The organism is Rhizobium sp. YJ-22 (assembly GCF_029601685.1).
Taxonomy (GTDB): domain Bacteria; phylum Pseudomonadota; class Alphaproteobacteria; order Rhizobiales; family Rhizobiaceae; genus Metarhizobium.
In genome coordinates this window covers 433,653-452,026 of sequence record NZ_JARRIR010000004.1, presented here as the reverse complement: position 1 = coordinate 452,026, position 18,374 = coordinate 433,653, and the positions used below count along the sequence as shown (strand labels likewise).

The window sequence follows — 18,374 nt, the reverse complement described above, 5'->3', positions numbered from 1 at the left end:
CTGCGGGTGGACAGATGCTGTCGCAGCCCCCCGAAATTTTGGCGGGACTTTACAATATACGGGGTCACATGCGCAATCCTCGCGGCAAAACAATGACCGGCGCGGCATTTTCATAGCCGAACGCAAACGGGCCCCGAGCGGGCCCGTCGCGCAATTCAGGTCGGAATGGCGGATCAGTCGCCGATGCGGATGTCGCCGAGCGTGCGGAAGCTGAGCCTTGCCGCGACGGTCCAGTCGTTGGCGGCGGTGTTGGCAACGTCGCTCTTGCCGGTAAAGCCGAGCGAGAAGATCGTGCATTCGTCTTCATAGGTGAAGCCGACGCTGCGGCGGCTGACGACGTCGTTGTTCAGATCCCAGGTCAGGGAGCCGTAAACCGAGACATATTGGGTCAGCTTGACCCTGCCGGATGTCTGCAGTTCCGAGTTGACTTCCGTCGAGCCGTATTTCGGCTGCGGCTCGATATGGGTGTAGGTCAGGCTCGTCTGGAAGCGATCGTTGCCATAGCCGATGGTCGTGCCGGTGCGCATCGGCTCGAAATTGTCCTTGTCGAAGCGGCTGGTGGCGGCAAGCGACAGGCCGAAGGGCGTGGTGGCGCCGATCATGCCGACGAAGTCGGAAACATCGTCTTCCAGGCCGGAATTGGCGCCGGCGTAGACGAGATCGTCGGTGGCGAACGAGTTCTTGCCGCCAAGCTGGTACGACTGGCCGAAAATGCCGTTCAGCGTATAGCCGTTGTCGAAGCTGCCGGTATAGCGCAGGCCGATATTGGCGCGCGTGCCGCCCTCGATGCGATCGAAGCCGGAGAACTTGTCACGCTCGAACAGGTTGGTGGCGTCGAAGACGAAGCTCTGCGCATCCTCGTTCGGCAGCATGCCGGCCAGAGGTTCGTCAGGGCGCATGAAGATCTGGGCGATGGGTTCGATCACATGCGTGCTGTTGCTGGTCGAGATCAGGAAGGGATAGCGCGCTTCCAGGCCCGCCGTGGCCATGCCGCGCGTATTGGCATCGCTGCCCTCGAAACCGCCGGTATAGACATAATTCGCGGGGTCGATCAGGTTCGGCGCGGTCATGTCGACGTTCATGACATCGCCGCGCAGCGCCAGGATCGGCGTCAGCAACAACCCGCCGGGGGTGACGAAGGTGCGTTTCCATTCCGCTTCCGTCGACATGCGCGCCATGCGCCCGTCGAGACCGCGGAAGCGATCGAAGCCGTCGACCGAGTAGACATCGGCGCGATTGCGATAGATGTTGGTGAAGTTCATGTCGATCGACAACTCGCCGCCGAGGACCGGCTGCGGCGCATAATAGCTGTAGTCGATGACCGGCGCGGCGATCGCCTGCTTCTCTTCATCCGCGCTCGTCAGCGACGCATCCTGGATGTCGAAGTAAAAGGCGCGCATGTCGAAACTGTTGCGCTTGCCGAGACCGGTCAGATAGGCGGTGCTGGTGTGAACGTATTCATCGCCGTTCAACTCGTAGGTGCGCGAAAAATTGTTGTCGGTCTGCGCCATGACGTCCCAGCCGAAAGCCCAGCGCGGATTGATCTGAAACGCGCCCTTCGACTGGATCAGGCCGCGGCTGCGCACTTCCGAATCCGAGGTGCCGGGAGAGAAGGTGTCCTCGTTCATCTGGCTGATGCCGGCGGCGCGCACCGAGAAGGTGCCGTTTTCCAGCCGTTGGCGATATTCGGCGTCGAGCAGGAAACCCTGCTTGGTATAGCCGGTGCCGCTGACCGTCAGATCCTGGCTGTTGGAAATGACGTAATAATAGGGGACCGTCAGGCCGAAGCCGAGGTTCTGGGCCTGCGACATGCGCGGGAACAGGAAGCCGGATTTGCGCTTCACTGTCTGGTCCGGCACTTCCAGCACCGGAATCCAGGCGATCGGGTGGCCGAGCAGTTCGAAGCGGGCATGCTCCAGGCGAATCGTATGTTTTTCGCCGTTCTGCACCATGCGCTGGGCCTTCACCTGCCAGAAGGGTGCCCGTTCCGGGTGTTTGGCGCAGGGCAGGCAGGCGGTGTAGACGCCGTTGTTCAGCACCATGTCGCGGCCGTCGATCCGCTCGGCGCTCTCGGCGGCCAGGCGCGTATTGTCGGTCGTCTCGATGCGCAGCGCATTGAGGAAGCCGTTGGCGAAATTGTCGGTGACGTCGAGCGTCTCGGCATAAAGCCGCGTGCCGTTGGGCTCTACCAGCTCGATATTGCCGATGGCGGTCATGCGGCCGGTCTTCTGATTGTACTCGACGCGCTGCGAGACCATCTTGTAGCCGGCATAATTGATCTGCACGCCGCCGACGGCGGAAATCCGCTCCGCATCCTTGTCGTAGACGAGTTCGTTGGCCGAGAGCATCAGCTTGGAGTCGGCCGGGATATTGGGTTCAAGCGATTGAAGACGCGACTGTGCATAGGCTGTGTAAGCCGTGGTGCTCAGATACGCACATACGGACACACCTGTCAGCAGGACAGCCGTGAGCCGCCTGATCGTTTTGCGGTTGCTTACCGCCACTAGCCATCCTCCTGATGCAGCAGAATCGTTGCCCCGAGTGCCAGCGCCACGACAACCGGAATCCAGGCCGCGATGAACGGAGGCACCACCCCGCTGCTTCCGAAAGCTTTCACAAGCACGGTCACAACATAAAGCACGAAGCCTGAAATGATTCCACCCAGAATCACCGAACGCGATTGTGCGAAACGGCTGAACTTGAGCGAAACGGTTGCAGCGATCATTGTCATCGCCACCAGAAGCAGCGGCATCGACAAGAGCGAGTGAAACTGGGTTTCGAGCGCCTTGGTTGAAACGCCGAAGGCGCGCGCAACTGAAATTTTGTTAGAAAGATCATAAAAAGCAACGGTTTCCGGCTGCGTCATCCGTTGCTGAACGAATTCCGGCTTGAGATTGGTTCGAACCTGGGCAGTGCTGTGCCGGGTTGAGATTTCGCCCGGCCGCGTCTCCGTCACGTCCTTAAGCAACCAGTAACCATCTTGCAATTTTGCCGAGCTTGCGTCCTGCCGAGAGACGATCCGGCCATCGGCGCCGAAGTGCAGAACCACGGCATCGACCAGCAGCGTTCCGTCCTCCAGGATGACTCGTCCGCCGATCACGGTATCGTCGCCGTCGCTGATCTGGCGGATCCAGGGCAGGGCTGATGCGGCGGGCGAGCCAGAGCGCGTGCGCCATTCCGCTTCGACCGCCAGCGCTTTCCGCTGGCCCCAGGCCGCAAGCGGGTTCAGCGCGAAGGTGGTGGCAAGGCCGGTGAGCAGCGCCCCGACCACGAAGGGCGACATGAACTGCCAGACGGAGGCGCCGGCGGCGCGCGTCACCACCAGTTCGTAGCGGCGGTTGAGGCTGATCAGCACCGTCATGCCGACGAACAGTGCAATGAACGGGATCGTCTGCTGCAGGATGAGCGGCAGGCGCAGCAGCGTCATCAGGAAGACGCCGAACAGGCTGTAGCCGGTCAGCCCAGACATGCGGCCCGAGGTCTCGGAGAAGTCGATCAGGAAGACGATCGAGGCGACGCCGATCAGGAACCAGAACATGGTCAGCAGATAGCGCTTCAGAAAATAGCGCCCGAGGGTCGAGAGGATCACGACTGGCCTCCCTTGGCGGCATCGTCCTTGCGCAGCTTGAGTGCCTGCTGCCAGGCTTCGGAGCTGAGGCGGGTCACGCTCGCGGGAATCTTCAACTTGCGATGCGCCATCAGGAGATAGATGAGACAACCGCCAGCGATCAGCGGCACCGCATACATGACGAGAATGAAGAACGGCCGGCTTTCCGCCTGGTTGGCGCTGTAGAACGAGGCCCAGCGCAACAGGAAGCTGATGCTGAGCGCCGAGATCAGCGGATGCAGGCGCGCGTCGCGATGCGAGCGTGCATCGCCGGCGATCACCAGCGCCACGAGGCTGAACAGCAGCGGAAAGCTCCATTCCGTCAAGCGTCGATGCAACTCGGCGCGATAGGCGCCGGGATCTTCCCGCACGTTCTTGTCGTCGGGGTCGGGATTGAGCAGATAGGCCAGGCTACGGTCGCCCGGCCTCAGTGTCGTCTGGCCGCGGCTCTGCGTCAGGTCCGAAAGATCGAAGGAATAGGAGTCGAAGCGGATGATCGAGACGTTGCCGCCGGGGATTTTGCGGTGGACCTCGCCGTCATGCATGATCAGCGCCGTGCCCTCGGCATTCACCGCGCCCTCGCGCGCATAATAAATGAGATCGAAGGCCGGATCGCGCGAATCGGCGACCAGCAGGCCCTTCAGGACGCGGCCGGAATGACGCTCGGAAATCTGGATGTAGAGACCGTCCTCGACGCGGCGGAAGGTCTTTTCCTCGATGACGGAAGAAAGCAGATCCGCATAGGTGGCCGCCACCATCTCGCGGGCGGCGACGCGCACCTTCGGCTCGATTAGGTTGTCGATGGTGAAGGAAAAGAGGCTGAGCACGCCGGCCAGGATGATCACCGGCCGGATGATCGTCCAGCGCGAGGCGCCGGCCGCCTCGATGACCGTCAGCTCGGAATCGTTGTTCATCGAAGTCAGCGTCTGGCTGACGCCGATGACGGCCGCGAAGGGCAGCACGATGGGAATGATGGTCGGCAGGATCAGCGTGGCGAGCTTCATGAACGAACCGACCGACTGACCGTTGTCGGTCACCAGGTTGATTCGGTTGAGCACCTGCGTCGTCCAGATGATCGCCAGCACCGGCAGCAACGCTACCAGGAACATCTGGATCACCCGACGCATTATATAGGACTCGAGAAGCTTCATGCCTGTCTTTATATGTTTGTCCAAGCCATCCAAAGGCCGCTGTCGCGACGCCCTCTCTCTACGCGCTTCGAAAGGGAATGGCGACAGGCCCCTGGTCAAATTTCCGTCACGGCCCACGATATTTTGACGGTGTGCCAATTCGGTCATGCTCGTATGAGGCTTGCCTTGTGCCGGCATTGCCCGCAAAGATCGGGCACAATCTTATGGCCCATCCCGGTGGAGAATCGATGTCCGTGACTTTCGACGTGAATTTTGCCCCGTCCGCAGCCCTCAACGGTGAGACGGCGATTGCCCTGAAACTGGCCGACGGCCCGGCGCCGGCCGCCGCGAGCGCCGTCGATCCGGCCGGCGTTTACGCCAAGGCGGCCGAGGTCGCGCGCTTCAAGGCGAAATCCATGGGTGTGCTGGATATCATCGCGCCGCAGGGCTCGCCGGTTGACAGGCTGCTGGTCGTCGGCCTCGGAAAGGGCGCCGATCTGACCGCCCATGACTGGCTGCGCGCCGGCGGCATCGCTGCCTCCAGGCTTGGCAAGGCGACGTCGGCCGCCATCTTCCTTGATGCGCCGGGCTTGACCGTGACCGGCGAACAGGCCGCCGATTTCGCGCTTGGCCTGCATCTGCGCGGCTATGCCTTCGACGCCTACAAGACGAAAAAGAAGGACGAGGACGACAAGCCGGCCGAAAAGACCGTCAAGGTGACCATCGTCACCACTGCCGCAAGCGCCGCGACCGCCGCCTATACGGCGGCGAAGGCGGTGGCCGAGGGCGTTTGCCTGGCGCGCGATCTCGTCAACGAGCCGGCCAACGTGCTTGGCCCTGTCGAATTCGCCGCCCGCGCCAGGGCGCTCGAATCGCTCGGCGTCGAGGTCGAGATTCTCACCGAGAAGGAGATGGGCGAGCTCGGCATGGGCGCGCTGCTCGGCGTTTCGCAAGGCTCGGTGCGGCCGCCGCGTCTCGCCATCATGCGCTGGAACGGCGGCAAGAACGAAAAGCCGCTCGCCTTCATCGGCAAGGGCGTGGTCTTCGATACCGGCGGCATCTCCATCAAGCCAGCCGCCGGAATGGAGGAGATGAAAGGCGACATGGGCGGCGCGGCCGCCGTCACCGGCCTGATGCATGTGCTGGCGGCGCGCAAGGCCAAGGCGAACGTCATCGGCATCATCGGCCTTGTGGAAAACATGCCGGACGGCAATGCCCAGCGCCCCGGCGACATCGTCACGTCCATGTCCGGCCAGACCATCGAGGTGATCAACACCGATGCCGAGGGACGCCTCGTGCTCTGCGATGCGCTCTGGTATTGCAAGGAACGTTTCAAGCCGGAATTCATGGTCAACCTGGCGACGCTCACCGGCGCGATCATGGTGGCGCTCGGCAGCGTCCATGCCGGCCTGTTTTCCAATGACGATGCGCTGTCGGCACGCCTGACCGAGGCCGGGCTCGCCACCGACGAGAAGCTGTGGCGCATGCCGCTCGGAAAAGACTACGACAAGATGATCGACAGCAAGTTTGCCGACATGAAGAACACCGGCGGGCGTTATGCCGGCTCGATCACGGCGGCGCATTTCCTCAAGCGTTTCGTCGGCGATACACCCTGGGCGCATCTCGATATCGCCGGCACGGCCATGTCCTCGCCGTCGAACGAGATCAACCAGTCCTGGGCCTCCGGTTTTGGCGTTCGGCTGCTGGATCAACTTGTGCGGACGAACTACGAAAGCTGATCGTGACCGAGATCCTTTTCTACCACCTGACCGAAAGCCGGCTGGAAGACGCCCTGCCGCCCCTGCTCGAGCGCAGCCTCGACCGGGGATGGCGGGTGGTGGTGCAGATGCGCGAGGCGGCGATGAAGGAGAAGCTGGACCAGCATCTCTGGACGTTTCGCGAGGATAGCTTTTTGCCGCATGGAGCCGATGACGGCCCGATGCCGGAGGAACAACCGGTGCTGCTGACCACCGGCGGCGATAATGCCAACAATGCGACGGTGCGTTTCCTCATCGAAGCCGCCGAGCCGCCGCCGCTCGACGCCTATGAGCGTGTCGTCTTCATGTTCGACGGCTACGACCAGCTGCAGCTCGAGGCGGCGCGTGCCCAATGGAAAAGCCTGAAGGCCGAGGGGCATATGCTGACCTATTGGCAGCAGAACGCCGAGGGGCGCTGGGAGAAGAAGGCGTAGGCCATTTCCAGGAAAACGGAAACGAAAGGTCCGTTATCCGCCGCGCGCGCTGTCGTCCTTGACGTCGCCGCGCGGGAAGGCTGTCCTGAAATGCTGTTTCAGGCCAGCCAGCGCCTCCGGCGTCCAGCCTGTGACGTCGGTCACCGCTACCCAGGCATCGACATAATCCTCCGGCGCATAGACATGGCCGTGGCCCATCGGCGTCGTGGTGGCGACGGCCATGTCGAGGGCGATCTGCAGCATGGTGACGACGGGATACCAGCGCAGATCAGGCGAAACATCCGGCCCGCGAGGCTGCTTCAGCCAATCCGGGCGGCGATAGAGATCGCGGTAATTGAAGAAGACGATAGGGTCGCTGGCATATTGCAGGTAGACGATCCGCATCGGTCCCCATGGCCGGTCCATGGGGACGGGGGAGCCCTGCTGGTTCAAGAAGCGCACGATGCTGCCGTCGCGGAATTGTGGCAGCCATTGCGGCGTGCCGGCATTGCGCCTGTCGGTGACCGAGCGCCAGATACGGCTTTCGAAGGGCGGGCCGCTCCACAGCGCGCCGGCGATGGGGTCGCCGATCAGGGTGAAAATCTCCGCCGAGCGTTCGGAATTCATCGCGCCGAGGCTGAGTCCATGCAGGTAAAGCCTTGGCCGCTGGTCTTTCGGCAGGCTGGTCCAGTAACCGTAGATTTCCGCAAACAGCGCCTGCGCCGCCTCCGCCCCGTATTCCGGCTGGGCCAGCAGCGATAGCGGGCTGCTGAGATAGGAATATTGCAAGGCGACGCTGGCGACGTCGCCGTCGTGCAGCACCTCGACGCTGTCCATGGCGGCGGGATCGACCCAGCCGGTGCCGGTCGGCGTGATGACGATCAGGATCGAGCGCTCGAAACCGCCCTCGCGCTTCAATTCCTCCAGTGCCAGTCTTGCGCGCGCCGGAGCCGTCTCGGCGGCGCGCAGGCCGACATAGACGCGAATCGGCTCCTTCGCCGGTCGCCCGGTCAGCGCGCCGATCTGCCCCGCATCCGGCCCGGTCGCCACGAATTCGCGGCCGGCGCGGCCGAGTTCGTCCCATTTGACCAGCGAGGCGGGGCTGCCGGCCTTGCCCGGCGCCGTCGGCTGCGGCCGTTCCGGCTCGATCAGCGCGTCATAGTCCCGATAGGAGGCGTCGAGCATGGTGAACACGCGGCGCACGACGAGATCGTTGGCCAGCGTCCAGAACACCAGCACGGCCAGCGCCACACCGACCGCATTGGCGACGCGCCGCGGCAGGAAGCGGCGCACGAAAGCCCCGATCCGCCCGGCGATAAAGGCGAAGAACCGCCCGATCAGCAGCAACACGATGAAGGCCGCGAACGCGACGGCGCAAACCTTGAACGGATGCGCCGTCTCCACCTGTGCCATGCCCATCACCGCGCGGATGGAATTCTGCCAGGCCGCCGCATGCCAAAGGAAACCGAGGGCAATCGCCGCTGCCAGCGCCATGATCGCCGCGTTGGTGCGCAGCCGCAGGCGCAGCGGCGGTTCGGGCAATTCGAGATAGCGCCAGACCCAGCGAAACAGCACGCCCGCGCCATAACCGATGGCAAAGCAGGCGCCAGCCAGCGCCCCTTGCGTCAGGGCGGTGCGTGGCACAAGCGTCGGCGTCAGCGCCGCCGCGAAGAACAGGGTTCCGAGCGTGATGCCGATGCCGGAGAGCGAGAAGAAATGCCTGCGGATGCTGGAAATCAGGCCATCGAACGCATACAAGAAACTTCCTCCCGGCCCGGCTGTCCGCATGTCACGCTGCAATCATAGCGATATGCCTGCGGCAGGCCAAGGCCAGAAGGCGGTTGTCAATCGAAGAAGGAATCGACGAATTTGCGCCGGCCGAGCATGAAGGCATCGGCGACATGGGTGAGCGGCGCGAGATCGACATCCAAGGTGCCATTGGCGATGATCGCGGCGAAGCGTTTGTACAGCTCGAAATACTCCTTCTCCGGCTCGGAGAAGGTCAGGGCGCCGTCGACCGAGAGCTTTGCTCCGCCTTCGGAGAGGACCATCTGGCCGGCATCGGTGTCGGCAATGATGTCCCAGCTCTGCTTGCCGGTCTGGCGCCAGTCGAATTCGGCGTGGACCTCGAGGCCGGCCGCATCGCAGAAGCGCAGGTCTGCGGCAATCGGCGCGTCGCGGTTTTCCGGGAATTCCAGGCTCGCCTTGGTCAGGAAAATGGCGTTCGGCAGGATATGGGTGACGATCGACAGCGCATTGATGCCGGGATCGAAGATGCCGAGGCCGCCGGCCTGCCAGATCCAGTCCTGGTTCGGATGCCAGTGGCGCACGTCCTCTTTCCAGATCACCTGCATGTTGCGGATGCGGGTTCCGGCAAGGAAGGTTTTCGCGGCTTCGACGGCTGGCGCATAGCGCGAGTGCCAGCTTGCGAACAGCGACACTTTCTTCCCGGCGGCGAGGCGGACGAGATCCTGCACTTCGCTCAAGGTCGCGCCCGGCGGTTTTTCGAGGAAGACATGCTTGCCGGCATTCAGCGCCGCATGCGCCGCCTCGTAGCGGAACTGCGGCGGCATGCACAGCGACACGGCGGTGATTTCCGGCACGGCTTCCAGCATCGCCTGGATGGTGGTGAAGGCCGGCACGCCCTCGACCGTGCCATGGCGGCTTGCCGTGGCGACCAGCTCGTAATCGGCAATCTTGGCGATGGAGGGAAGATGCTGGTCGCGGACGATCTTGCCGACGCCGACGATTGCGAGCTTGATGGGGGCCATGGTCGATGCTGCTCTGTTGACGAATGGGTCTTGGTGGCGTGAGGTTGTAACAGAATGTCGCCGGCCGACAAGTCCGCCACCGGTCCAAGCGGTTCGCATCGGATCCGGCTTTATTCCGCAGAGGCGATCATCTGCTCCGGCATGCGGCTGCGCTTGTAGCGCAGCGCCACCACCTTGTAGCCCTGTGCCTTCAGTTCGTTCAGCATCGCCGGCAGCATGGTCGCGGTGCGCTTGTGGATGTCGTGCATCAGGATGATACCACGCCCGCGCCTGTTGAGCGCCGCCATGGTGCGCTCGGCGACTTTTGCGGGACCGTCCTTGAAGTAATCCTTCGAATCGACGTCGACATCCATGATCACCTCGCCACGGGCGGTGAGGGCCGAGCGCAGCCGGCGTGTGTCGGAGAGATAGGGGAAGCGGAAGAAGGCGGCATCGGTGGCGGTCGCCTTCTGCACCGCCTTCTCGCCGCGCTGGATTTCCGAGAGTGCGCTGTCGAAGCTCATCGAGGCGAGATTGCGGTGGCGATAGGTGTGGCTTCCGATGGAATGGCCGCGCGCCACGACGCTACGGGCGATGGACGGATAGGTCTCGGCCATCTGGCCGACCATCAGGAAGGTCGCCTTGACGCCGAAGGCATCGAGCGTATCGAGCACTTTTTCCGTTTTGCCGGGCATCGGGCCGTCGTCGAAGGTCAGCACCACCTCGCGCTCGCGCAGGCGGATGTCGTGCAGCGAGCCGACCGCCAGCGTGCGCCCGGCCAGCGCGTTCGGATGCACGGTGCGCATCCAGGCGACGGTGTCTTCCTTCGCCGGTGCGCTGGTCGCCAGCGGCTGCTCGCCCTCCATGCCATAGGCATAGGCGGTCTTGATGGAGCCGGTATGGATGGCTTGACGGTTGGCGCAGCCGGAAAGGGCGGCAAGGCAAAGGCCTGCGGCGAGCAAGGAACGAAACGACATGAAAAATCACTCAACAAATCGATAATGCCGGGTGATTTTTGTCGATTATGGTTAACGAATCCTTTCGTCCGTCCGGCGAAAAGTTAATGTCGTCAAATAGCGGGGATCACCCCGCCATCGCATCCTCGTATTCGGTGGAAAGCTCCAGCCACTGCTCCTCAGCCTCGTTGAGCTTCGCCAGCGCGCCGGCGCGTTCCTTGGCCTTGGTCACGGCCTTGTCAGGCGATTTCTCGTAAAGCGCGGGGTCTTCAAGTTCCTTGTCCAGGGCCTGAATCAGTTTCTGCAGTTTGCCGGTCAAGGATTCGAGATCGTTGATCTTTTTCTTGAGCGGCGCCAGTGCCGAACGCCGCTCGGCGGCGAGCTTGCGCTGGTCGGCCTTGTTCTTGCTGTCCTCGATCGGCGTCTTGGCCGCCTGCTTGCCCTTGGGCGTGGCGACGATCAGGCTGCGATAGTCTTCGAGGTCGCCGTCATAGGCGGTCACCGTGCCGTCGCGCACCAGCCACAGACGGTCGACGGTCGCCTCGATCAGGTGGCGGTCGTGCGAGATGAGGATGACGGCGCCGGGATAATCGTTCAGCGCCTGGATCAGCGCATTGCGGCTGTCGATATCGAGATGGTTGGTCGGCTCGTCGAGAATCAGCAGGTTCGGCGCTTCGAAGGCGGCCATGCCCATCAAAAGGCGTGCTTTCTCGCCGCCGGAGAGATCCTTGGCGGGCGTGTCCATCTTCTCGGTCGCCAGACCCATCTGGGCGACGCGGGCGCGCACCTTGGCCTCCGGCGCTTCCGGCATCAGCCGGCGCACGTGCTCGACGGCACTGTCCTTCGGCACGAGATCGTCGAGCTGATGCTGGGCGAAGAAGCCGATGGAGAGGTTCGGCGCGGTCTTGATCTCGCCGGATTGGGCCTGCAGCCGGCCGGAGATAAATTTCGCGAAGGTCGACTTGCCGTTGCCGTTGGAGCCGAGGAGGGCGATGCGGTCGTCATTGTCGATACGCAGGTTGATGCGCGACAGGATCGGCTTGCCGGGCTCGTAGCCGACCGACCCGCCCTGGATGGCGATAATGGGCGAGGCGGGCTGTTTTTCCGGTTCGGGGAAAGAGAAGCCCTGCACATGATCCTCGATGACCGCCGCGACCGTGCCCATGCGCTCCAGCGCCTTGATGCGGCTCTGGGCCTGGCGGGCCTTGGTCGCCTTGGCGCGGAAGCGGTCGATGAAGCTCTGCAGATGCTTGCGGGCCGCGTCGTTCTTGGCTTTCGCCTTCATCTGCAATTCGTCGGCTTCCGCCTTCTGGCGCTCGAACTGGTCGTAGGAGCCGCGATAGAAGGTCAGCTTCTTCTGGTCGAGATGGACGATGGCGTTGACGGCGGTGTTGAGCAGGTCGCGGTCGTGGCTGATGATGATGACCGTATGCGGATAGCGGCGGATGTAATCCTCCAGCCACAGCGTGCCCTCAAGGTCGAGATAGTTGGTCGGCTCGTCGAGCAGCAGCAGATCCGGCTCGGAAAACAGGACGGCGGCAAGCGCCACGCGCATCCGCCAGCCGCCGGAAAAGCTCGATGCTGGGCGCAGTTGCGCCTCGTGGTCGAAGCCGAGGCCCGAGAGGATGCTGGCGGCGCGGGCTTCGGCAGAATGCGCCTGGATGTCGGCGAGACGCGTCTGTATCTCGGCGATGCGGTGCGGATCGGTGGCGGTCGCGGCTTCCGCCATCAACGCCTCGCGCTCCTTGTCGGCCTTCAGCACGATCTCGATCAGCGGCTCCTCGGTGCCCGGCGCTTCCTGCGCCACCTGGCCGATGCGCGCATTGCGCGGCAGCGAGACGGAACCGCTTTCGCTTTCCATGTCGCCGGTGATGATGCGGAACAGGGTGGATTTGCCGGCACCGTTGCGTCCCACCAGACCCGCCTTCGTGCCTTCCGGCAGGGAGAGGTTGGCGTTTTCGATAAGCAGCCGGCCGGCGATGCGCGCCGAAAGATTGGTGAGCGTGATCATGCCCGGCGTTTTGGCCGAATCCGGCGGCGAAGGCAAGAGAGAGGCGCTCTGGCGTCATTCCGGCGGAAGTCTTAGCCCAGGGAAACCTTGATCGGCTGGCGCGTATCGGCTTTTGCGGCGGCAAGGGCCGCCTGCGCCCTTGCCTGCAACTCGGCCGCGCTTGCGACGTGGCCGGTGAGGACAATGCCGATGGACACGGTGAGGTGATCGCGTTCGCCGGGCTCCGACGTTGCGAAGGCCAGTTGTTCGGCGATGCCGGCGCGCAACCGACCGGCGATGATCACGGCATCCGGCTGGTCGATATCGTCGAACAGGAAGGCGAAATCGTCACCGGCGATACGGGCGACGAAATCGCTCTTCTTGATCGATTTGCGCAGATAGGTCGCGAGACGTTTCAACAACCGGTCGCCGGCGCGCTCGCCGAACGTCTGGTTGATGCGACTGAAATCGTCGATGTCGATCAGCAGCAGCGCGCCGCGCGGCGGTGTCGCTTCCGGCCGGTACATGTCCTCCAGCCTGCGCAGGAAAGCGAGGCGGTTGGGAAGATGGGTCAGCTTGTCCTGAAGCGCTGCGGCATCGAGGGCGTCGAGGCCGCGATCGATCCGCTCCAGGCGGATCACCCCTTGGTTGAGCGCCTGGCCGATGGCGGTTTCGGCCACGATCAGTTCGGCAAGGCCGGCTTGCAACGCATCGACGGCCCGAAGGCTGTCGGCCAGGCTGGTGCCGGGGGCGGCGAGCGCCCGCGTGGTAGCCTCCAGCGAGCGGGAGAAGGCCTGTTTGCCGGTGATGCCGAGCGCAAGCTGTTCCTTCAGCCCGCCCAACAGGCGCGCGGCTTCCGACTGGCAACGGCTGGCGGCAAGGCCGCAATGGCCGGCAAGGCGATAATGCAGGCCGAGATCGTCCAGATCCGCCTGGCGAGGCCGGGGTCCAAGGGCCGCGAAATCGCGTTGCAGATCGGCATTGCCGCCCCTCAGCATCTCGTGCAGCAATTCGTAATTGCGCGGCAGCGGCTCAATCTCGAGCTTCGCCATGGCCTCGGCGATGGTAAGCATCGTTTCCGGCAGGTTGGATTGGCCGTTCGGTTTCGCCACCGCCAGAGCCATCGTCTGAAATTGTCGCACGCGCCCCTCGCTTCCCCGCGCATTCTTGTCCGCGGCTGCGTAAACCCATAGGCGCGCTACCGTTTAACGCGCGTTGAAAACCACGGCTTGTCCGGGCTTTCTTGACGTTTGCGGTTAATGGGCGATTGCCGGCCCCATCCAGCGGCTGCCCTCGGAGCGCAGGAAATAGATGAGGTCGAGCGTGACGCTTGGCCTGCCAAGTCCGGTCAGAATCGTGTGGCACTGGCCGCGATGGTGGGTCTGGTGGTTGAAGAAATGCGCCAGCGCCGGGCCGAGCGGATGGGTGATCGGCTGCGGGTTGGTGAGCGGCGTATAGGAAATGATCCGCCCGAAATCGGCTTCGGCAAGCGTATCGATCCAGGAGGCGATGCGGGCATCCTCCAGCCGCCGCGCTTCGCGCAGGCCGGCGAGATCCTCATGCAGGACCTGGTCGAGGGTCGATACCGGCTCGCCATGGCCGGTGAAGCGCTGCATCCAGACGCGGTCCGCGACAAGAAGATGGTTCAGCGTGCCATGCAACGAGCCGAAGAAGGCGCCCTTGTGCGCCCGGTAATCCGCTTCCGAAAGCTCGGCCGCTGCCGTGTAGATGCGTTCGTTGGCCCAGCGATTGTAGTCCGCAAACATGCGATAGTGGTCGATCATGGCCTTGCCCTCCGATGCGGTCTCCATCTTACGCCGTCGATGCGTCAAACGGCATGATGGAAATCATGAAATTTCCTGATTTGATTCCGCCCGCATTCGCGGCTTTGATGCAACACATTCAAGGAGAACGCCATGACCATCATTCTGCATTCGCTGTGCGGCACGGATACGAAGCGCCCCTTTTCGCCGCATTGCTGGAAGGCGGTGATGGCGCTGTCGCACAAAGGGCTGGATTTCGTCGAGCGACCGGTGCCGTTCACCGAAATTCCGGCGCTGGAAAACGGATTCTCCCGCACCGTGCCGATCCTCAACGACAACGGCCATCTGGTCAGTGACAGCTTTGCCATCGCGCTCTATCTGGAGGACACCTATCCGGATCGTCCCTCGCTGTTCAAGGGTGAGGGCGGCAAGGCGATGGCGCGTTTCGTCGAAGGCTATACCCAGACCGTATTGCAGGCGGCGCTGATGCCGATCATCGTGATGAGCATTCACGATATCCTGCCCGAGAAGGACAAGGCCTATTTCCGGGAAAGCCGCGAGGCGCGGCTGGGCAGACCGCTGGAGGAGGTGGTCGCCACCCGCGCCGAGGCGGAGAAGGCGGCGTTTCCGGGCAAGCTGGAGCCGCTGCGCCATATGCTGAAATTCCAGCCTTATCTCGGTGGCGACAGCCCGCTGTTTGCCGATTACATCCTCTTCGGCGCGCTGCAATGGGCGCGGGTGACGAGCGGCAGCCTGCCGCTCAGTGCCGACGATCCGGCGATGGAGTGGTTCGGTCGCTGCCTCGATCTTTTCGAAGGGCGCGGTCGGCATGTGACAGCGGCGTGAAACTTTAAGCATTTCCAGGAAAAACGCGAAGCGGTTTTCCGTCCGGAAATGCGCAAAAACAAACAACTAGAGCGCTTTTGCGATTTGAAGAAACGCAGAAGCGTTCTGGCTCCCCCTTGTTTTCGGGCGGTGAGGCGGGTAAACACCGCCCACTTTCCCCGATTTTCAAGAGGACATGAACATGGCGATTGAACGCACGTTTTCGATGATCAAGCCGGACGCCACCAAGCGCAACCTGACCGGCGCCATCACCAAGATGCTTGAAGAAGCCGGCCTGTCGGTCGTCGCTTCCAAGCGCGTCTGGATGAGCAAGCGCGAAGCCGAAGGCTTCTACGCCGTTCACAAGGAGCGTCCCTTCTTCGGCGAACTCGTCGAGACCATGACCTCCGGCCCGACCGTCGTCCAGGTTCTCGAAGGCGAAAACGCCATCCTGAAGAACCGCGAAATCATGGGCGCCACCAACCCGGCGCAGGCCGCCGAAGGCACCATCCGCAAGACGCACGCCCTGTCGATCGGCGAAAATTCCGTTCACGGCTCGGACGCCCCGGAGACCGCTGCCCAGGAAATCAAGTACTGGTTCTCCGATACCGAAATCGTCGGCTGATCCAGGCCTTCTCCGTCAGGAGAAAGCCGAATTGAATTGAAAAGCCGGGGCGGTCAACGCCCCGGCTTTTTTCATGCCGGGCAGCCGGTTTCCGGCGAATAATCGGTGGTGCCGTCCGGTTTCTGCAGGTCCGGGTTTTTCGTATAGGCCGGGCCGACGACCAGCGGCTTGGCCGGCAGGATCGTCTGGTCGATATCGGAGACCACGGTGGTTTCCAGCGATTGCAGCAGCTTGTGGTCGGCATCGAGGATGCGGATCTTGACGCCGTAGCGCTTGTCCTTGACCACGCAATGCACCGGCGGGCTTTCCAGCACGATCTTTTCCCAGAAGGGATAGATTTTCGAGACCTCGACGATCGGCGCGCCGCCGGCCGGGTTCTCGTATTCGGTCTCGACGCTGCCGTTTTCCGGCAGCGGCGCCTTGCGCGCCAGCGTCAGCATATAGGTGGCGGTGGCGATGCGATAATTGAAGACGAACATCTTTCCCGAGATTTCGGTGATGCCGTCCTTGGCCTCGCGCTGGCAGGCGCAAAGCATGAGGGCCGACGCCAGAAGGGGGGCGGCAAGCAGAAGGCGTTTCATGCATCGGCTCCTTTCGTCTTGCGCCGGTAATGGCGGCTGGCCTTGACGCGATTGCCGCAGACGGCCATGTCGCACCAGGCGCGGCTTTTATTCTTGCTGCGATCCAGGAACAGCCAGCCGCAATTGCCGCAGATCTTCATGCGCCCGTCATCGGGCAGAGCGACGAGCCGCAGCGCCGAACGCGCCGTCTGTGCCCCGAGGTCGTCCTCCGATGCCGCCCCCCGCAGGCAGGCCGCCGCCGAGGCGAGCAAATCGGCCAGCAAGGCGCGGCTGTCATCTCCCTCGACCCGGGTGCGAAAATAGCGGTCGATGGCATCGCGCAAGGCCAGGAAATCCGCTTCGTTCGCATGGCCCGGCGGCGTCATCGCCGCCGGTAGCCCGGGCTCGCTGCTGAGGCGCGCCGCCGCCTGCGGAAAGGCGTCCAGATGTTCGCGCAGGGCAAAACGGTCGATACGCCGCGCCGGGTCGAAGCGCAGCACGACGCTGTTGGCGACATCCAGCGCCAAAGCGCCACCGGAAAAACGATGCGGGGTCCAGGCAAAACTCATGGACAAATTATAACTGGCAAAAGGAATTTTACCAGTTATTCTTGAGGCGGAAGAAAGGCCGCTTCATGCTCTATCTGTCGCAACAGATCGCCAATGCCCTGCCGCTGGCGGCGCTTTATGCGCTGCTGGCCTTCGGCTATGCGATTGCCTTTGCGGTGACCAAGCGGGCGGACCTGACCTATGGCGCGCTGTTTGCCTTTTCCGGGCAGATGTATGTGCTGTTCGTCGATGTCGGCTGGAACCGGCTGTGGCTGGTACTGCCGGCGGCGCTGGGCTTCGGGATCGTCGCGGCGCTGGCATACAGCGCGCTCGCCGCCGCCGTCATCGGGCGCGGGATCATGGCGCGCTTCGCCTTTTCGGCTCCCAATACGGTAATCGTCGCTGGGCTCGGCTGCCTGATCGTGCTGATGGAAACGGCGCGGCTGGCCTCGGACACCCGCAGCCTGTGGCTGCCGCCTTTCCTCAATCAGACGATGGCGCTCTGGCATGTCGGCGGCATTGCGGTGACGCTGACGGCGATCCAGCTCGTCAATGTCGCGGTCATGATCGGCCTGATCGCGCTCGGCACGCTGGTGCTGGCGCGCACCCGCGCCGGGCGGGTCTGGCGGGCGGTGGCGGACGATGCCCGCGCCGCCGAATTCTGCGGCGTCGATGCAAACAGCGTCTTCCTCGTCGCCTATCTCGCGGCGGCGATGATCGCAGCGGTCGCCGGGCTTATGGCGACGTCCTATTACGGCACCATGGATTTCGGCGCCGGCCTGATCTTCAGCCTCAAGGTGGTGATGATCGCCTCCATCGGCGGCGTCAGTGATCCCCTGCGCTCGGCGCTGGGGGCGGCGCTGCTGGGCTTGACCGAAACCGTCTGGAGCTCCTTCGCGCCTATCGTCTGGCGCGACCTCTTCCTGTTTTCGCTGCTGGTGGTGATCGTGGTCATGACCCGGCGGGAGAAAGTCGTGCCTTAGTCATTTCCACTTGTCGCGTGCCGCATCGTCGGCATCGCGGGCGGCGATCCAGTCGCCGGCCTGGCCGCTGGCCCCGTGTTCCTTCTTCCAGAAGGGGGCGGCGGTCTTCAGAAAATCCATCATGAAATTGGCGCCGTCGAAGGCGGCCTGGCGGTGCGAGGCGGTGGCGATGACCAGCACGATGTTTTCGCCGACGCCGATGCGGCCGTAGCGGTGGATGGCGGTGATGCCTTTCAGGGAGAAACGCTCGACAGCGGCTTGCGCGATGCGGGTCATTTCCGCCTCGGCCATGCCGGGATAATGCTCGAGTTCCAGCGCTTCCAGCCGCCCGCCTTCGTCGCGGCACAGGCCGCTGAAAGTGACGACCGCGCCGATCTCGCCACGCCCTGCGGTCAGCAGGTCGATCTCTCTTTGGAGATCGAAATCCTCCGCCTGAACGCGGATGGTGACCGGGGCGGCGGACACGG

Annotated in this window: 17 protein-coding genes; 5 read left to right on the top strand and 12 right to left on the bottom strand. The window is 63.3% G+C overall.

The features are described from left to right. Window positions 1-173: 173 nt before the first annotated feature. The 3 genes from P7F60_RS12755 to lptF are packed head-to-tail and all read right to left on the bottom strand — an operon-like array spanning window position 174 to window position 4,758. Window positions 174-2,447: an LPS-assembly protein LptD gene (locus P7F60_RS12755; RefSeq protein ID WP_277918098.1), complete on the bottom strand. Its 2,274-nt coding sequence runs from the start codon at window positions 2,445-2,447 to the stop codon at window positions 174-176. 56 nt (window positions 2,448-2,503) lie between these two features. After that, window positions 2,504-3,589 (bottom strand): LPS export ABC transporter permease LptG, encoded by a 1,086-nt coding sequence (gene lptG / locus P7F60_RS12750; protein WP_277918183.1) that lies wholly within the window; start codon window positions 3,587-3,589, stop codon window positions 2,504-2,506. Then, the gene (gene lptF, locus P7F60_RS12745) at window positions 3,586-4,758 is read right to left on the bottom strand and encodes an LPS export ABC transporter permease LptF (protein WP_277918097.1); all 1,173 of its coding nucleotides are present in this window, start codon (window positions 4,756-4,758) and stop codon (window positions 3,586-3,588) included. The genes lptG and lptF overlap by 4 nt, the downstream gene beginning before the upstream one ends. A 227-nt stretch (window positions 4,759-4,985) precedes the next feature. Here lptF and P7F60_RS12740 point away from each other — a divergent pair, with 227 nt between their 5' ends. Both P7F60_RS12740 and P7F60_RS12735 read left to right on the top strand, forming a co-directional pair. After that, window positions 4,986-6,476 carry a leucyl aminopeptidase gene (locus tag P7F60_RS12740; RefSeq protein WP_277918096.1) on the top strand — a complete coding sequence of 497 codons (1,491 nt, stop codon included), beginning with the start codon at window positions 4,986-4,988 and terminating at the stop codon, window positions 6,474-6,476. Between the two features lie 2 nt (window positions 6,477-6,478). Then, window positions 6,479-6,928, top strand: coding sequence for a DNA polymerase III subunit chi (locus P7F60_RS12735; RefSeq protein ID WP_277918095.1), 450 nt, complete (start codon window positions 6,479-6,481; stop codon window positions 6,926-6,928). 33 nt (window positions 6,929-6,961) lie between these two features. Here P7F60_RS12735 and P7F60_RS12730 read toward each other — a convergent pair whose 3' ends face one another. From P7F60_RS12730 to P7F60_RS12705, 6 genes are all read right to left on the bottom strand, one after another. Continuing rightward, window positions 6,962-8,665: an alpha/beta-hydrolase family protein gene (locus P7F60_RS12730; protein ID WP_277918094.1), complete on the bottom strand. Its 1,704-nt coding sequence runs from the start codon at window positions 8,663-8,665 to the stop codon at window positions 6,962-6,964. An 86-nt stretch (window positions 8,666-8,751) separates the two neighbouring features. Next, window positions 8,752-9,678 (bottom strand): Gfo/Idh/MocA family oxidoreductase, encoded by a 927-nt coding sequence (locus tag P7F60_RS12725; protein WP_277918093.1) that lies wholly within the window; start codon window positions 9,676-9,678, stop codon window positions 8,752-8,754. A 110-nt stretch (window positions 9,679-9,788) separates the two neighbouring features. After that, on the bottom strand, window positions 9,789-10,634 hold the full coding sequence (locus P7F60_RS12720) for a polysaccharide deacetylase family protein (protein ID WP_277918092.1): 846 nt from the start codon (window positions 10,632-10,634) through the stop codon (window positions 9,789-9,791). Window positions 10,635-10,740: 106 nt separating this feature from the next. Beyond that, on the bottom strand, window positions 10,741-12,624 hold the full coding sequence (locus P7F60_RS12715; RefSeq protein ID WP_277918091.1) for an ABC-F family ATP-binding cassette domain-containing protein: 1,884 nt from the start codon (window positions 12,622-12,624) through the stop codon (window positions 10,741-10,743). Window positions 12,625-12,695: 71 nt separating this feature from the next. Beyond that, window positions 12,696-13,745: a GGDEF domain-containing protein gene (locus P7F60_RS12710; protein WP_277918090.1), complete on the bottom strand. Its 1,050-nt coding sequence runs from the start codon at window positions 13,743-13,745 to the stop codon at window positions 12,696-12,698. Window positions 13,746-13,859: 114 nt separating this feature from the next. Next, window positions 13,860-14,387, bottom strand: coding sequence for a DinB family protein (locus P7F60_RS12705; RefSeq protein ID WP_277918182.1), 528 nt, complete (start codon window positions 14,385-14,387; stop codon window positions 13,860-13,862). A gap of 132 nt (window positions 14,388-14,519) precedes the next feature. On the opposite strand from P7F60_RS12705, the gene P7F60_RS12700 reads away from it, so the two are divergent. Then, window positions 14,520-15,212 carry a glutathione S-transferase family protein gene (locus P7F60_RS12700; protein WP_277918089.1) on the top strand — a complete coding sequence of 231 codons (693 nt, stop codon included), beginning with the start codon at window positions 14,520-14,522 and terminating at the stop codon, window positions 15,210-15,212. A 181-nt stretch (window positions 15,213-15,393) separates the two neighbouring features. Then, window positions 15,394-15,816: a nucleoside-diphosphate kinase gene (ndk, locus tag P7F60_RS12695; RefSeq protein WP_277918088.1), complete on the top strand. Its 423-nt coding sequence runs from the start codon at window positions 15,394-15,396 to the stop codon at window positions 15,814-15,816. Between the two features lie 71 nt (window positions 15,817-15,887). Here the strand turns inward: ndk and P7F60_RS12690 are convergent, their stop codons facing one another. Both P7F60_RS12690 and P7F60_RS12685 read right to left on the bottom strand, forming a co-directional pair. Further along, the gene (locus tag P7F60_RS12690) at window positions 15,888-16,397 is read right to left on the bottom strand and encodes a hypothetical protein (protein ID WP_277918087.1); all 510 of its coding nucleotides are present in this window, start codon (window positions 16,395-16,397) and stop codon (window positions 15,888-15,890) included. After that, window positions 16,394-16,945, bottom strand: coding sequence for a CGNR zinc finger domain-containing protein (locus P7F60_RS12685; RefSeq protein ID WP_277918086.1), 552 nt, complete (start codon window positions 16,943-16,945; stop codon window positions 16,394-16,396). The genes P7F60_RS12690 and P7F60_RS12685 overlap by 4 nt, the downstream gene beginning before the upstream one ends. Window positions 16,946-17,010: 65 nt before the next feature. Between P7F60_RS12685 and P7F60_RS12680 the strand changes: the two genes are divergently transcribed. Then, complete coding sequence (locus tag P7F60_RS12680) at window positions 17,011-17,907, top strand: branched-chain amino acid ABC transporter permease (protein ID WP_277918085.1); 897 nt, start codon at window positions 17,011-17,013, stop codon at window positions 17,905-17,907. On the opposite strand, the gene P7F60_RS12675 is transcribed toward P7F60_RS12680, so the two are convergent. Further along, on the bottom strand, window positions 17,908-18,372 hold the full coding sequence (locus P7F60_RS12675; RefSeq protein WP_277918084.1) for a molybdenum cofactor biosynthesis protein MoaE: 465 nt from the start codon (window positions 18,370-18,372) through the stop codon (window positions 17,908-17,910). Window positions 18,373-18,374: the final 2 nt, after the last annotated feature.